The sequence below is a fragment of the Plantibacter sp. CFBP 8775 genome, assembly GCF_014839505.1.
Taxonomy (GTDB): domain Bacteria; phylum Actinomycetota; class Actinomycetes; order Actinomycetales; family Microbacteriaceae; genus Plantibacter; species Plantibacter auratus.
In genome coordinates, this window is record NZ_JACYNV010000001.1 from 1434711 (window position 1) to 1449597 (window position 14887).

Here is a 14887-nt window from a genome sequence, read left to right on the forward strand (position 1 = left end):
GCTGTTCGACGATAGAACCTGATTATTGCCTACATGTTTCGCCCGTGCGTATTTCTCCGCATCGATTTGTCGGGATCGTGGAATAGGGGTAGGCCCTGCTCGGTTACGATGGTGATACCGGCAGGTCTGCGTTTCTCCGGTGTGTTCGTGGCTATGAGAGGGATAAATGGACCAGCCTGATCCGTTCGGATTCGTAGGACTCACGTATGACGATGTGCTGCTGCTGCCAGGGCACACCGACGTCATCCCGAGCGAGGCGGAGACGTCGTCCCGCCTGACGAAGCGGATCACCGTGAACACGCCGCTGCTGTCGAGCGCGATGGACACCGTGACCGAGGCCCGCATGGCGATCGCGATGGCTCGCGAGGGCGGCATCGGCATCCTGCACCGCAACCTGTCGATCTCCGACCAGGCCGAACAGGTCGACCGCGTGAAGCGGAGCGAATCGGGCATGATCACGAACCCGATCACCACCACGGCCGACGCCACCGTCGCCGAGGTCGACGAGCTGTGCGGCCAGTTCCGCATCTCGGGCCTCCCTGTCGTCGACGACAAGGGTGTGCTCGTCGGCATCATCACGAACCGCGACATGCGCTTCGTGTCGCCGTTCGAGAAGGCCACGACCCGCGTCAGCGAGGTCATGACGAGCACCGGTCTCGTGACCGCCCCCGTCGGGACCGACCGCAACGCGGTGATGGCGCTCCTCGCGCAGCACCGCATCGAGAAGCTGCCCCTCGTCGACGAGGCGGGCAAACTCAAGGGCCTCATCACCGTCAAGGACTTCGACAAGAGCGAGAAGTACCCGCTGGCCACGAAGGACGACACCGGTCGTCTGCGGGTCGGTGCGGCCATCGGCTTCTTCGGCGACGCCTGGTCCCGTGCGGGCCAGCTGCTCGACGCCGGCGTCGACGTCATCGTGGTCGACACGGCCAACGGTGAGAGCGCCGGTGTGCTCGACATCATCCGCAAGCTCAAGGCCGACCCGGCGTTCGCCGGTGTCGACGTCATCGGCGGCAACGTCGCGACCCGCTCCGGCGCGCAGGCCCTCATCGAGGCCGGCGCGGACGCGATCAAGGTCGGCGTCGGTCCGGGTTCCATCTGCACCACGCGCGTCGTCGCCGGTGTCGGTGTCCCGCAGGTCACCGCCGTCTACGAGGCGTCGCTCGCGGCCCGCGAGGCGAACGTCCCGGTCATCGCCGACGGCGGTCTGCAGTACTCGGGCGACATCGCCAAGGCTCTCGTCGCGGGTGCCGACACTGTCATGCTCGGCTCGCTCCTGGCCGGCACCGACGAGAGCCCCGGCGACCTCGTGTTCGTGGGTGGCAAGCAGTTCAAGAACTACCGCGGCATGGGATCGCTCGGAGCCATGCAGACGCGTGGCGAGAAGACCTCGTACTCGAAGGACCGCTACTTCCAGGCCGACGTGCCGAGCGACGACAAGCTGATCCCCGAGGGCATCGAGGGCCAGGTGCCCTACCGCGGCCCGGTGTCGGCCGTCGCGTACCAGCTCATCGGTGGGCTGCGTCAGTCCATGTTCTACGTCGGCGCGCGCAACATCGGCGAGCTGAAGGCCAAGGGCAAGTTCGTCCGCATCACCTCGGCGGGCCTCAAGGAGTCGCACCCGCACGACGTGCAGATCGTCGTCGAGGCGCCCAACTACCGCAAGTAGGCACCCGCACGAACACCGACGGTCCGGCAGGCTTCCGCCTGCCGGACCGTCGGCGTATCAGGTCAGCGCCCCAGTCGGTGATCGACACGTCTCAGCACGGCCCACGCCGCGATGGCGACCAGCGCCAAGACGATCGCGCCCAGGACAGCGGCCGCGACATCGAAACGGTTGATCACGGCGATGATCGCGAACGTCGCAGCGCCGAAGAAGATGCTCGTCCGCATGATTTGAGGAATGCGAGAGCGTCTCTTCCGACGTCCCTCCCGCCGAGGAAGGGGCCGCCGAACGCTTCCAGACCGACCATCCATGTGATCCTCGCTTCACCGTTCTCATCCGCCCCAGACAGCGGAGTAATCCTCATATATATCACTCAGGCCACTGGGTGTGAGCCCTGGACACGGTCCACGTGCGACCTGACCGGTAGGCTGGTGCGGTGAGCATGGATATTGAGATCGGCCGGTCAAAGCGCGCACGGCGCGCCTACGCGTTCGACGACATCGCCGTCGTCCCGTCGCGGCGGACCCGCGACCCACAGGACGTCTCAGTATCCTGGTCGATCGACGCCTACCAGTTCGAGATCCCGGTGCTCGCAGCACCGATGGACTCCGTCGTCTCGCCGACGACCGCGATCATGATGGGCCAGCTCGGCGGCGTCGGCGTCCTCGACCTCGAGGGCCTCTGGACGCGGTACGAAGACCCCGAGCCGCTGCTCGCCGAGATCCGGTCGTTGCCGGTCGGCCGTGCGACCGCGCGCATGCAGGAGATCTACTCGGAGCCCATCAAGCCCGAACTCGTCACCGCCCGGCTCGCCGAGATCCGCGCGGCCGGAGTCACCGTCGCCGCCGCCCTCTCGCCGCAGCGCACGCAGGAGCTCTACGAGACGGTCGTCGCCGCAGGAGTCGACCTCTTCGTCATCCGCGGCACCACCGTGTCCGCCGAGCACGTCTCCAAGAACCAGGAGCCGCTCAACCTCAAGAAGTTCATCTACGAACTCGACGTCCCCGTGATCGTCGGTGGCGCGGCAACGTACACCGCGGCCCTGCACCTCATGCGGACCGGCGCGGCCGGTGTGCTCGTCGGCTTCGGTGGCGGTGCCGCCTCCACCACGCGGGCCTCGCTCGGCATCCACGCCCCGATGGCGACCGCCGTGGCCGACGTCGCCGGTGCGCGTCGCGACTACCTCGACGAGTCCGGCGGCCGCTACGTGCACGTCATCGCCGACGGCGGTCTCGGGACCTCGGGCGATATCGTCAAGGCCGTCGCGATGGGTGCCGACGCCGTCATGCTCGGGACCGCATTGGCCCGTGCCACGGACGCACCCGGCGGTGGCTGGCACTGGGGTGCCGAGGCGCACCACCTGCACCTGCCGCGCGGACGCCGTGTCGAGGTCGGCACCGTCGCCACCCTCGAGGAGATCCTCTACGGCCCGTCGCCGAAGTCGGACGGCACGGCCAACCTCATCGGCGCGCTCCGTCGCTCGATGGCCACCACCGGCTACTCCGACCTCAAGGAGTTCCAGCGGGTCGAGGTCGTCGTCGCGCCGTACCAGGGCGCCTAGCCCTGCCGGAAGCGAGTCGCTTCCGCAAGCGGTTGTCGGGTCGCATCGCGCCGACTAGCCTCTGAGGCAGAGCCTCGTGGACGAGCACCTGCCTCCGGCAGGATCATCGCGAGGGCGGTTCCAGCGAGCGGAGTTCGACGATGGCCACCACCCACAACAACGTGTCACGTTCCACCAAGCTGGGGATGGAGGAGCGCGACGCCGCGATCGAAGCGTTGAAGTCGAAAGAGCTCGACATCCTCGTCGTCGGTGGTGGCATCGTGGGTACCGGTGCCGCGCTCGACGCCGTCACGCGCGGTCTGAGCACCGGTCTGCTCGAGGCACGCGACTGGGCGAGCGGCACCTCGAGCCGGTCCTCGAAGCTCGTGCACGGTGGTATCCGCTACCTCGAACAGCTCGACTTCCGACTCGTCCGAGAAGCGCTCATCGAGCGCGGGTTGCTGCTGCAGCGCATCGCGCCGCACCTGGTGAAGCCGGTCCGTTTCCTGTACCCGCTCAACAAGCCGGTCTTCGAGCGCCTCTACATCGGCGCCGGCATGCTGCTCTACGACCTCTTCAGCTGGAGCGGTGGCCGTCCACCAGGCGTCCCGCACCACCGGCACCTGTCCAAGCGTCAGGTCCTGACCTCGATCCCGAGCCTCAAGTCGGACGCGTTCGTCGGCGGACTCACCTACTACGACGCCCAGGTCGACGACGCCCGATACGTCTCGTCACTCGCGCGGACGGCGTCGGCCTATGGCGCGCACGTCGCGAGCCGCGTACGGGTCGAGGGGTTCGTCAAGGTCGGACAGCGCGTCGTGGGCGTCAAGGCGCACGACCTGCAGACCGACGAGCGCTTCGAGATCCGCGCCAAGCAGGTCGTCAACGCGACCGGGGTGTGGACCGACGACACGCAGTCGATGGTGGGGGAGCGGGGCCAGTTCAAGGTCCGCGCGTCGAAGGGCATCCACCTCGTCGTCCCGCGCGATCGCTTCCAGTCGAACATGGGTCTCCTGCTGCGCACGGAGAAGAGCGTCCTCTTCGTCATCCCGTGGGGCCGGCACTGGCTCATCGGCACGACCGACACGGACTGGCACCTCGACAAGGCGCACCCGGCCGCGACCGCGGCCGACATCGACTACCTGCTCGACCACGTCAACACGATCCTCGCCGTGCCGCTGACCCGAGAGGACGTCGAGGGCGTCTACGCCGGTCTCCGTCCGCTGCTGGCCGGCGAATCGGAGCAGACGTCGAAGCTGTCGCGTGAGCACCTCGTCGCGCACTCCGTGCCCGGTCTCGTGGTCATCGCCGGCGGCAAGTGGACCACCTACCGGGTCATGGCGAAGGACGCGATCGACGCCGCGGTGGATGCACTCGACGGCAAGATCCCGGCCAGTGCGACGGAGAACATCGCCCTCCTCGGAGCCGAGGGGTACCAGGCGGCCTGGAACAAGCGTGGCAAGATCGCGCGGGCCTTCGGGGTGCACACGGCTCGCATCGAGCACCTGCTGAACCGCTACGGCGTGCTGACGGACGAACTGCTCGACCTCATCAAGGAGGACCCGACGCTCGCCGAAGCGCTGCCGGGCGCGGACGACTACATCGGGGCGGAGGTCGTCTACGCGGCCTCCCACGAGGGTGCCCTCCACCTCGACGACGTCCTCGCCCGTCGCACCCGCATCTCCATCGAGGCCTGGGACCGCGGTGTCTCGGCGGCTCCGGTCGCGGCGAAGCTCATGGGTGGGGTCCTGGGGTGGGACGAGGAGCGCATCGAGAAGGAGGTCTCGTACTACCTCACGCGCGTCGCGGCGGAGCGGGCCTCGCAGGAGCAGCCGAACGACGAGGCCGCCGACCGCGTGCGCCTGGAGGCACCGGACATCGTCCCAGGGGCCTGAACCGGCGGTGATCGCCCGCAGCGGAACGGCTGCGGGCGCCTCGGGCGAGCGGGCCAGGTGTGGCGGATAGACTAGGAGGACTGCCACAACAAGCCTGAGGAGTACAGCCATGGTGGATGTTCGGCGGGTCAAACTTCCCGGGGTCGGTGTGCTCCACACCTTCGTCACGGACGACGGCGGCAAGGTCGGCGTCATCGCCCACCGGTCCGGCCACAGCGACCTCATCACCTTCGCCGACCACGAGGACGGTGCCGATGCCGGCAAGGTGTCGCTCCGGCTCAACGAGGACGAGGCGCACACGCTGGCCGAACTCCTCGGTGGCACGCAGATCACCGAGTCGCTCAGCGCGCTCGACCAGATCCCCGGCCTCAGCATCGACTGGTTCACCGTCGACTACGAAGACCACATCGCCGGGCAGCCGCTCGGCAACCCCGCCGAGAAGGGCATGGTCGGGCTGACCGTCGTCGCCGTCGTGCGCGGCGACTCCGCCAACCCGGCCCCCGCGGCGGACTTCCGCGTCTTCCCGGGAGACACCCTCGTCGTCGCGGGCAGCCCCGAGAAGGTCGCCAAGGCCTTCGCCTACTTCCGTTCGGGCGCCGTCAAGAAGGTCGCCGTCGACGCTCCGCCCGGAGGGTAGGCATGCTGCACGCCGCGACCGACAACCCCCACCTCGGCCAGGATCTGCTCATCCTCGGCGTCCTGTTCGTCATCGCCTACATCCTCGGCCGCCTCGGCAAGCTGATCGGCCTCCCGTCGATCCCCGTCTACATGCTCGTTGGCCTGCTCGCGAGTCCGTACACGGGCTGGTTCCCGCTCGACTTCGCCAGCGCGCAGATCGAACTCATCGCCGTCTTCGGCCTGGTGCTCCTGCTGTTCAACCTCGGCCTGGAGTTCGATCAGGACGAGTTCTTCGGCAACGCCGGGAAACTCATCGTCTCCGGCGGCTCCTACATCCTCGTCAACATGGCCGCCGGGCTGATGTTCGGGTTCCTGGTCGGGTGGGGCACGCGGGAGGCGCTCATCATCGCCGGCATCACGGCGACGAGCTCGAGTGCGATCGTCACGAAGCTCCTCATCGAGCTCAAACGACTGACGAACGACGAGACGCCGATGATCCTGGGCGTCACCGTGGTGGAGGACATCTTCATCGCGATCTATCTCGCCATCGTCGGTGTCGTCCTGAGCGGCGAGACCGAGGTGTGGCCCGTCATCGGCAAGCTCGCGATCGCCTTCACGTTCATCCTCGTGATGTTCGCGATCGCGCGGTTCGGCGGGCGATTCGTGTCGCGGCTGTTCCGCACCAAGGACGACGAGCTCTTCACGATCCTGTTCTTCGGCCTCGCGGTCGCGTTCGGCGGCATCGGCGAGCTCCTCGGAGTCACCGACGCGATCGGCGCGTTCCTCATCGGCCTGGTCCTCGGTGCCACCCGGTTCCGCAACAAGATCGAGCAGATCGCGATCCCGCTGCGCGACGTGTTCGGTGCGTTCTTCTTCCTGAACTTCGGACTGGCGCTCGACGCGACGAAGTTCGGCAGCGTCCTCGTCCCGGTCCTCCTCGCCGTCCTCATGACGGTGGTCCTCAACGTCCTGGCCGGTCAGTTCGTCGCCTGGCTCAACGGACTCGGGCCGCAAGCTGGGATCAACGCCGCGGTCATCCTGCAGAACCGCGGCGAGTTCGCCCTCATCCTCGCGACGCTCTCGCTGAGCGCCGGTCTCAATCCGCTCATCCAGCCGTTCGCCGGGCTCTATGTGCTCATCATGGCCGTGATGGGTCCGATCGTCGCCGGTCGGTCCGAGCAGATCGGCGCCGTCATCCTGCGTCCGCGTCGCCGGAAAGCGCGCCGAGCGGAGCAGGTCGACACGACGGCGGAGGAGGCCATCGCGCTCGTCGAGGGTGCGGGCGACGACCAGGACACGACGCCCGCCGACACCGATCAGGCGGCCATCGACCGACTCGTCGAACAGGCGATGAACGACCAGGAACCACCAGCACGAAAGCGAGAGCCCGATTACTAGCACCGCCCCGTCGGCACCAGGCCCCGACAACCACGGACAGGTCCGTCCGACGCTCCGCTCCGTCATGCTGCGTCCCCGGTGGATCGGCGTCCTCGTGCTCTGTCTCGCCGTCGCGGGCGCGTTCGCCGCGCTCGGGCAGTGGCAGCTCGCACGCGCCATCGAATCCGGGCAGGTGGTGCCGACCGAGACCGAGTCGGTCCGGCCGCTCGCAGACGTCCTCGAGCCGAGCGTCGGCATCCGAGAGGCCGACGCCGGTCAGCGGGTGAGCGTGTCGGGAACCTGGGTGCCGGAGGACTACCTCGTGGTGGGCAACCGGGTGAACGACGGCACGCTCGGGTACTGGGTGACGGGCCACCTCGCGACGGACCGCCCTGACCAGGCCGGTCTCGCGGTCGCGCTCGGCTGGACGAAGGACCGCGAGACCGCCGACCGCGTCGCAGAGGCGTTGAACGCGGACGCCCCCACCGGCGCCGTCGAGCTCGAAGGGCGGCTGAACCCGCCGGAGGGCCCGGAGGAGCCGGCAGCGGACGCCGCACCGACCGACCTCGACAACATGTCGGTCGCCGCCCTGCTGAACCGCTGGAACGACGCCGACGGTCTGCGGGTGTTCAGTGCGTTCGTCGTGGACGACGTCGCCGTCGACGGACTCGAGCCCATCTCCTCGCCTGCGCCCAGTCAGGAGATCCAGCTCAACTGGTTGAACATCTTCTACGCGGCCGAGTGGGTCGTCTTCGCGTGCTTCGCCGTGTTCCTCTGGTTCCGGCTCGCCAAGGACGCCTGGGAGCGCGAGATCGAGGAGCTCGAGGACGCCGAGGAGGAGGCCGCAGCGCTCCGTCAGTGATGTCCGGCCGCCTGGCGGCCGCGGGTAAGATGGGGGCATGCCCCTCCAGCCGAAACCGTCGACGTTTCCCGCGATCCGAGGCGCGCTGAAGTTCTACCAGGTGGCCGCCCCCATCACCGGTGTGCTGCTCCTGTCGCTCTGCGCCGAGATGCTCATGAAGTACGCGTTCGGCCTCGAGCTCGAGCTCGGCGGTGCTTACGGCTTCCTCGCCTTCGTGCCCTCCGGCACCGCCACCGCGGTCAACCTCAGCACGGGCATCCTCATCATCCACGGCTGGTTCTACGTCGTGTACCTGTTCGCCGCGTTCCGGCTCTGGAGCCTCATGCGGTGGAACGTCCTGCGTCTGCTCTGGCTCGCGCTCGGCGGCATCATCCCGTTCCTGTCCTTCTTCTTCGAGAGCCGCATCCCGCGGGAAGTGAAGGGCTACCTCTCCGGCCGCGAAGCAGCAGCGGCCGCCGAACCCGTGGAGTCCATGCAGTGAGTGAAACCACCCCCGCAGCCGCAGCGGAGCAGACCGCCGCCCGACCGGTCCTCGTCGTCGACTTCGGTGCGCAGTACGCACAGCTGATCGCGCGTCGCGTCCGCGAGGCCGGCGTGTACTCCGAGATCGTGCCGCACACCGTGTCCGCCGCCGAGGTCGCCGCCAAGAACCCGGTCGGGATCGTCCTGTCCGGTGGCCCGTCCAGCGTGTACGAGCCGGGCGCACCCTCGCTCGACGAGGGCATCCTCGAGCTCGGCGTCCCGACGTTCGGCATCTGCTACGGCTTCCAGGTCATGGCCAAGCAGCTCGGTGGCGAGGTCGCACACACCGGTCTCCGGGAGTACGGCTCGACCGACGCGACCAGCGTCGTCGACGTCCCTGGCACGCTCCTGCACGGCGTCCCGACCGAGCAGAACGTGTGGATGAGCCACGGCGACTCCGTCTCCAAGGCCCCCGAGGGCTTCGAGGTCCTCGCCTCGACCGCCTCGACCCCGGTCGCCGCCTTCGCGAACGCGGAACGCGGCCTCTACGGCGTCCAGTGGCACCCCGAGGTCAAGCACACCGCCTACGGCCAGCAGGTGCTCGAGAACTTCCTCCACCGGGCGGCCGGCATCCCGGCCGACTGGAACAGCGGCAACGTCATCGCCGAACAGGTCGACCGCATCCGCGCCCAGGTGGGCGACGCGAAGGTCATCTGCGGACTCTCCGGCGGTGTCGACTCGGCCGTCGCCGCGGCGCTCGTGCACAAGGCCGTCGGCGACCAGCTCGTCTGCATCTTCGTCGACCACGGCCTGCTCCGGAAGGACGAGCGACGCCAGGTCGAGGAGGACTTCGTCGCCTCGACCGGTGTCCGGCTGGTCACGGTCGACGCCCGCGAGCAGTTCCTGTCGGCGCTCGCCGGCGTCAGCGACCCGGAGCAGAAGCGCAAGATCATCGGCCGCGAGTTCATCCGGTCCTTCGAACAGGCCGAGATCGACCTCGTGAAGGAGGCCCAGAGCGAGGGGGAGCCCATCCGCTTCCTCGTCCAGGGCACGCTGTACCCGGACGTCGTCGAGTCCGGCGGCGGATCCGGTACGGCCAACATCAAGAGCCACCACAACGTCGGCGGCCTGCCGGAAGACCTCCAGTTCGAACTCGTCGAGCCCCTGCGCACCCTGTTCAAGGACGAGGTCCGGGCGATCGGTCGCGAGCTGGGCCTCCCGGAGGAGATCGTCGGCCGTCAGCCGTTCCCCGGTCCCGGACTCGGTATCCGCATCGTCGGTGAGGTCACGGCCGAGCGTCTCGACCTCCTCCGCGACGCCGACGCGATCGTCCGCGAGGAACTGACCGCGGCCGGGCTCGACCAGGAGATCTGGCAGTGCCCCGTGGTCCTGCTGGCGGACGTCCGTTCCGTGGGCGTGCAGGGCGACGGCCGCACCTACGGCCACCCGATCGTGCTGCGACCGGTCTCGTCTGAAGACGCCATGACCGCCGACTGGACCCGCCTGCCGTACGACGTCCTCGCGCGCATCAGCAACCGCATCACCAATGAGGTGAAGGACGTCAACCGCGTCGTGCTCGACGTCACGTCGAAGCCACCGGGGACCATCGAGTGGGAGTGATCGCTCCCTGAGTCATCGGAAGGCCGTCCCGTTCGCGGGGCGGCCTTCCGTCGTCCGCGCCCTTCGACAGGCTCAGGGACCGCGGTGGGTGGCTCAGGGACCGGGGAAAGCTCGGCGACCGGCCCGGGGAACGACGAAGGCCCGCCCCGCGAACGGGACGGGCCTCGCAATGCGTGCGCTCCTAGTTGCGGGAGATGGCCAGCAGACGCAGGATCTCGACGTAGATCCAGATGACCGTGACCATGATGCCGAAGGCGCCGGTCCAGCCGTACTTGGCGGGTGCGCGGTTCTGCACGCCGCGCTGGATGAAGTCGAAGTCGAGCACCAGCGAGTACGCGCCCATCAGCACCGCGAAGATGCCGATGACGATCCCGAGCGGGATGCCGAAGATCGTCGCGCCGTAGAGGCCGAACGGGTTGTTCAGCACGCCCGTGAACATGAGCACGAGGTTGAGGAGCTGGAAGACGCCGTAGCCGATGATGGCGACGAGGAAGACCTTCGTCAGCTTCTTCGAGGCGCGGACCTTACCGCTCGCGAAGAGGGCGAGGGTCACGCCGACGACGGCGAGGGTCGCGAGGACCGCCTGGACGACGACGCCGGACCAGGCCGGGTTCGCCTCGAAGACGCGCGAGATGCCGCCGACGAAGAGTCCCTGGAAGACGGCGTACCCGAGGATGAGCGCCGGGACCGGCTCCTTCTTGAAGGAGTTGACGAGACCGAGGCCGAGGCCGCCGATCATGCCGATGATCATGGGGAGGGCGTAGCCGCTACCTGCCTGCAGGAGGGAGGTCGTCCACATCCAGGAGATGACGGCGAACACGACGAGGACGGCGAACGAGCCGAGCGTCTTGACGAGCGTGTTCTCGATCGTCATGCGGTCGGCGGTGCCGACGCCCGCCGGTGCGGTGGGCTGCTCGTACATCTTGCGGAGCTGTTCGGCGGTCAGCGAGGGGTTCGCTGCTTGAGCTGCCTGCAGCGTCCCGCCTCCCTGCTTCGCGAATGCCGGGTTCTTCGAGAACGCGGGATTGTCGAGGGCCATGGCTGATTCCTACTCTCAGTCGTGGAGGCTGTGTCGCGCCAAGCGGCGCTGCTGACACCCAGAGTATCCGAGTTCCCTTTGAATCAGCCGGTCGCGCGTGGAAAAGCCGGAACGGACGCCGATGTTCGCGGCGGGCTGACAGCCGGCACCCTGCGCGCACGCCGGAGCGTCGTCCTAGGCTGATGGCGTGCGCATCGACTCCCTGCCCAACCCGCTCGTCATCGGACACCGCGGGGCTCCCGGTTACCGCCCGGAGCACACCGAGTCCTCCTACCGCTTGGCCGTGGCGCTCGGCGCGGACGCCGTCGAGCCCGATCTCGTCGCGTCGAAGGACGGCGTCCTCGTGGTCCGACACGAGAACGAGATCTCCGGGACGACCGACGTCGCCGCCCGAGCGGAGTTCGCCGACCGGCGGACGACGAAGCGCGTCGACGGCCACGAGCTGACCGGGTGGTTCACCGAGGACTTCACCTGGGCCGAGCTGTCGACCCTGACCGCGCGTGAGCGGATCCCCGAGGTGCGGACGGTGAGCGCGGGATTCGACGGCACCGAGGGCATCCTGCGGTTCGCCGACCTCGTCGCGGTCGTGCGCAGTGCCGCCGGATCGCACCGACGACCCGTCGGCATCGTGGCCGAGGTGAAGCACGCCGACTATTTCGCGTCCATCGGCCTCCCGCTCGATCGACTCCTGGCCGAAGAGCTCGCCGCCCTGGGCTTCGGCGCCGATCCCGGTGCCGAGCCGCTCATCATCGAGTCGTTCGAGCAGTCGGTCCTCATGGCGTTGCAGGCCCGTCGGGTGCAGGCGGAGTTCGTGTACCTCATCGAGCGGTCCGGCAGGCCGACCGACCTCGTCGCCCGGCTGGGTGATGCGGCCCCGACCTACGCCGACGCGATGACCGACGCCGGACTCGCGGCGCTCGCCCTCGAGGTCGACGCCATCAGCGTGGACAAGGCGATGCTCATCGACCTGGGCGACGACGACGGCGCCCGCCCGACGGACCTCGTGGAGCGCGCCCACGCGGCTGGCCTGCGCGTCTACACCTGGACCCTCCGCCCCGAGAACCGGTTCCTCGCGCCGCCCTTCCGGGACGGGGTCGATCCGGCGGCGGTCGGCCGCTGGCTCGAGGAGTTCGTCCTGGTGCTCTCCACGGGGGTCGACGGCTGCTTCGTCGACCAGGCCGACCTCGGCGTCGCCGCGCGGTCGGCGGCCGGCGACCGTGCGGATCACCGCGACGGCGGTGCTCGGCCGAGCGATGTCGGGGGCAGCGCCTAGACTTGCAGGCGATATGGCGAGCTCTCCTTCTTCGAACGCCGACGCCGTGCAACCGGTGATCGTCGGCTGGCCCACGGCAACCGTCTCCGAGTCGTCCTCCGACGAGCGTGCCGGCGGGAGTCGGCTGCTGGAGGGGCTCAACCCGCAGCAACGGATCGCGGTGGAGTACCGGGGCCAGGCCCTGCTCATCGTCGCCGGTGCCGGGTCCGGCAAGACGAGTGTGCTCACCCGCCGCGTTGCGCTGCTGCTCGAGCAGCGGGAGGCCTGGCCGAGCCAGATCCTGGCGATCACGTTCACCAACAAGGCCGCCGCCGAGATGCGCGAGCGGGTGCAGGCGCTCGTCGGCCAGGCCGCTCAGGGCATGTGGATCTCCACCTTCCACTCCGCCTGCGTCCGCATCCTCCGCCGCGAGGCCGAGCACTTCGGCTTCACCAAGAACTTCACGATCTACGACAGCGGCGACCAACGTGCCCTGTTGAAGCGCATCATCAAGGAGCTCGAGGCCGACGCATACGGCTTCACGCCGTCGAACACCTCGGCGAAGATCTCGAAGCTCAAGAACGAGCTGTCGGACGTCGAGTCGTACTCCCGCACGATCAACACGAACGACCCGCAGGAACTCGTGTTCCTGCAGGTCTTCCGGAAGTACACGCGTGCGCTGGCCGACGCGAACGCCTTCGACTTCGACGACCTCATCAGCCAGACGGTGTTCCTCTTCCGGGCGTTCCCGCACGTCGCCGCGCAGTACCAGCAGCGGTTCCGCCACATCCTCGTCGACGAGTACCAGGACACCAATCACGCCCAGTACTCGCTCATCCGGGAGCTCACCCGCGCGCCCGAGGCCGGCACGGATCAGCTCGCCACCACACGCACCGAGGGTGCCTCGCTCACCGTCGTCGGCGACTCGGACCAGTCGATCTACGCGTTCCGCGGGGCCGACATCCGGAACATCACCGAGTTCGAGCGCGACTTCCCGGGCGCCAAGGTGGTGCTGCTCGAGCAGAACTACCGCTCCACGCAGAACATCCTCTCGGCGGCGAACGCGGTCATCTCCAACAACTTCGACCGCAAGGACAAGAAGCTCTGGACGGCCGTCGGCGACGGGGAGAAGATCGTCGGCTTCACGGGGTACTCCGGCCACGACGAGGCGCAGTTCATCGCCGACGAGATCGAGAAGCTCCGGAACGCCGGTACGGCCTACAGCGACATCGCGGTGTTCTACCGCACGAACGCCCAGACCCGTGCGCTCGAGGAGATCTTCATCCGTGCGGCCCTCCCGTACCGGATCATGGGCGGCACCAAGTTCTACGAACGCGCCGAGATCAAGGACGCCCTCGCCTACCTCGTGTCGGTCGCGAACCCGGCCGACATCATGGCGCTGCGGCGCATCCTGAACACGCCCAAGCGTGGCATCGGGCCGGCGACGGAGACGGCACTCGCGAGCTTCGCCGAGAACAACGGCGTCACTTTCCGCGAGGCCATGCGGCGCGCCGACGCGCTCGGGCTCGGGCCGAAGGTCACGAGCGCGATCCTGCAGCTGTCGGCGCTCCTCGACGAAGCGCAGGCCGCGCTCGACGACGCCGCTGCGGCCGACCGCCCGACGGCGTCCGCGACCGCGGTCGGCGACGTCCTGTCGCTCCTCATGACGAAGAGCGGATACCTCGACTCGCTGCGCAACAGTCGCGACCCGCAGGATGAGGCGCGAGCCGAGAACGTCGACGAGCTCATCGCCGTCACCAAGGAGTTCGCCAAGAACAACCCCGACGGCGGCATCGTCGACTTCCTGACCGAGGTCTCGCTCGTCGCCGCGGCCGACGACCTCGACGACGCGACGGGCAGCGTGTCGCTCATGACCCTGCACACGGCGAAGGGCCTCGAGTACGACGCGGTCTTCCTGACGGGCATCGAGGAGGACCTCCTCCCGCATCGTATGTCGGCGAACGAGCCTGGCGGCCCAGCTGAGGAGCGACGCCTGTTCTACGTCGGCATCACCCGCGCCCGCAAGCGCCTGTACCTCTCGTTGGCGATGACGCGTGCCCAGTACGGCGAGACGGCCGTCGCCATGCCCAGCCGCTACCTGCAGGAGATCCCGGCCGAACTGATCGAGTGGCGTCAGTCGCCCGGCAACGTCAACGGTCGTGGTGGCACGCAGTCGCGTGCCCTGAACGCCCGCCGTGCCCCCTCGAGCGACCGCTGGTCGGTCCGCTCGCTCCCCGAGGGCGCCTCCGCGGGCGACACCCGGTTCTCCGGCGGTTCGACCAAGCCGGAGACGGCCTGGGCCAACCGCATCACGGCGAAGGTCCGCGACAACGGCGATCTCGAGCTCGCACCCGGCGACCGCATCTCCCACGCGGACTTCGGTGTGGGGCGGGTGAACGCCGTCACCGGCGAGGGCGCGAAACGCATCGCCCACGTGCAGTTCGAGTCGGCGGGAGCCAAGAAGCTGCTGATCAAGATCGCCCCGATCGAGAAGGTGGAGTGAACCCCGGTCCCGTCGGCCGTCCCCGGCGGGATCAGGTTCCCCAGTCCGGGCGA

At 68.5% G+C, this 14887-nt stretch carries 12 protein-coding genes; 10 read left to right on the top strand and 2 right to left on the bottom strand.

Annotation, left to right across the window (positions count from 1 at the left end; translation table 11 throughout):
• The first annotated feature begins 166 nt into the window (after positions 1 to 166).
• On the top strand, positions 167 to 1669 hold the full coding sequence (gene guaB / locus IFR14_RS06840) for an IMP dehydrogenase (RefSeq protein ID WP_079705279.1): 1503 nt from the start codon (positions 167 to 169) through the stop codon (positions 1667 to 1669).
• Positions 1670 to 1731: 62 nt separating this feature from the next.
• On the opposite strand, the gene IFR14_RS06845 is transcribed toward guaB, so the two are convergent.
• Positions 1732 to 1893, bottom strand: coding sequence for a hypothetical protein (locus IFR14_RS06845; protein WP_161578548.1), 162 nt, complete (start codon positions 1891 to 1893; stop codon positions 1732 to 1734).
• Positions 1894 to 2108: 215 nt separating this feature from the next.
• Between IFR14_RS06845 and IFR14_RS06850 the strand changes: the two genes are divergently transcribed.
• The 7 genes from IFR14_RS06850 to guaA all read left to right on the top strand — a co-directional run bounded on the left by IFR14_RS06850 (position 2109) and on the right by guaA (position 10040).
• Positions 2109 to 3227, top strand: a complete 1119-nt coding sequence (locus IFR14_RS06850; protein WP_064296664.1) for a GuaB3 family IMP dehydrogenase-related protein — start codon at positions 2109 to 2111, stop codon at positions 3225 to 3227.
• 140 nt (positions 3228 to 3367) lie between these two features.
• Positions 3368 to 5101 carry a glycerol-3-phosphate dehydrogenase/oxidase gene (locus tag IFR14_RS06855; protein ID WP_191940639.1) on the top strand — a complete coding sequence of 578 codons (1734 nt, stop codon included), beginning with the start codon at positions 3368 to 3370 and terminating at the stop codon, positions 5099 to 5101.
• Positions 5102 to 5210: 109 nt separating this feature from the next.
• A complete protein-coding gene (locus IFR14_RS06860) occupies positions 5211 to 5738 on the top strand; it encodes a cation:proton antiporter regulatory subunit (RefSeq protein ID WP_056008027.1) in 528 nt (175 codons plus the stop codon).
• A gap of 2 nt (positions 5739 to 5740) precedes the next feature.
• Entirely contained in the window at positions 5741 to 7117 is a 1377-nt protein-coding gene (locus tag IFR14_RS06865; RefSeq protein ID WP_191940640.1) for a cation:proton antiporter, read from the top strand.
• 64 nt (positions 7118 to 7181) lie between these two features.
• Positions 7182 to 7958, top strand: coding sequence for an SURF1 family protein (locus IFR14_RS06870; protein ID WP_137242144.1), 777 nt, complete (start codon positions 7182 to 7184; stop codon positions 7956 to 7958).
• 37 nt (positions 7959 to 7995) lie between these two features.
• Positions 7996 to 8439 carry a DUF3817 domain-containing protein gene (locus IFR14_RS06875; RefSeq protein ID WP_056778703.1) on the top strand — a complete coding sequence of 148 codons (444 nt, stop codon included), beginning with the start codon at positions 7996 to 7998 and terminating at the stop codon, positions 8437 to 8439.
• A complete protein-coding gene (guaA, locus tag IFR14_RS06880) occupies positions 8436 to 10040 on the top strand; it encodes a glutamine-hydrolyzing GMP synthase (RefSeq protein WP_137242143.1) in 1605 nt (534 codons plus the stop codon). Before IFR14_RS06875 ends, guaA begins: the two co-directional genes overlap by 4 nt.
• A gap of 181 nt (positions 10041 to 10221) precedes the next feature.
• Here the strand turns inward: guaA and IFR14_RS06885 are convergent, their stop codons facing one another.
• On the bottom strand, positions 10222 to 11079 hold the full coding sequence (locus tag IFR14_RS06885; RefSeq protein ID WP_064296659.1) for a Bax inhibitor-1/YccA family protein: 858 nt from the start codon (positions 11077 to 11079) through the stop codon (positions 10222 to 10224).
• 193 nt (positions 11080 to 11272) lie between these two features.
• Between IFR14_RS06885 and IFR14_RS06890 the strand changes: the two genes are divergently transcribed.
• Positions 11273 to 12352: a glycerophosphodiester phosphodiesterase family protein gene (locus IFR14_RS06890; RefSeq protein ID WP_191941268.1), complete on the top strand. Its 1080-nt coding sequence runs from the start codon at positions 11273 to 11275 to the stop codon at positions 12350 to 12352.
• Positions 12353 to 12365: 13 nt separating this feature from the next.
• The gene (locus tag IFR14_RS06895; protein ID WP_191940641.1) at positions 12366 to 14834 is read left to right on the top strand and encodes an ATP-dependent helicase; all 2469 of its coding nucleotides are present in this window, start codon (positions 12366 to 12368) and stop codon (positions 14832 to 14834) included.
• Positions 14835 to 14887 lie beyond the last annotated feature (53 nt).